This window comes from Vibrio sp. 1288 (assembly GCF_033344475.1).
The window spans coordinates 1-842 of record NZ_JAWPOX010000303.1 but is presented as its reverse complement, the minus strand read 5'-3'; the positions used below and the strand labels follow the sequence as shown (position 1 = coordinate 842).

Below are 842 nucleotides of genomic sequence, written 5' to 3'. Positions count from 1 at the left end.
CTAGGAGGGGCAGAAAAAGCGGAAGTAGAAAGAACAAAGAGAAACAGAGTAAACAAGTATTTCATGATTAAAGTCTTTAAAAAGTATGACTTTAATCATTCTACCACTCAGAGATTGGCTTTAGTAATGAGTCTGTTAATAATAAAAACAAACAAGTGATCGCCGCTGTTTCTCACCGGCGAAATTAAGAAAGTTGAACACCTGTAAAATTCAAAGGCTGGTGGCATTTTTGACAGGAGTAGGTTGCCTCTTTGCGCAGAACTTTATTGTGTCGGCGAATCGAGAGCGGGTAGGTCATGCAGCCGCAACGATACTCAAACGTCTTACCCTGGACTGAGGTAACTTCAAAACGGTGTGTGGTGTTGGCAGGAATACCAAATACGGATTCCATGACGCCTCGCCACTCTTTTCCGTGTGGTCGAACTCGGCCGTACACTTGGTAGGTGATTAAGTGGGCGACTTCATGAGGAATTACTTCTTCCAAAAACGCCTGTGGATTTTCTCTAAATAAAATAGGGTTGAGACGAATCTGATTTAATTGAAGGTAGGCTTTTCCCGCTGCTTTACCGCGAACGTTGAATGTGATGCTTGGGATAGGGAATGAGCGCTTAAATGCCTGCTGTGCCAAAGAGATACAATCAGCCATGACTTGCTTGGCTTTATAACTCAGTTCAATGTCCATCCATACTCCGGTGTATTCAATAAAAAGCCCCCGCGTTGGCGAGGGCTGAATCATAGCATTTGTCCGTTAAGGAGTGTGTTTTTTCTTGATGGTTGCATGGTAGGCGTGCCATGTACCGTAGCCCAGAATTGGCATGGTAAACAACATACCGATTCCGTAG

General features: G+C 44.1%; 1 protein-coding gene. It reads right to left on the bottom strand.

From position 1 onward, the window contains the following. Positions 1-184: 184 nt before the first annotated feature. The gene (locus R8O11_RS26390) at positions 185-682 is read right to left on the bottom strand and encodes a SprT family zinc-dependent metalloprotease (protein WP_021453096.1); all 498 of its coding nucleotides are present in this window, start codon (positions 680-682) and stop codon (positions 185-187) included. Between the last annotated feature and the right edge of the window lie 160 nt (positions 683-842).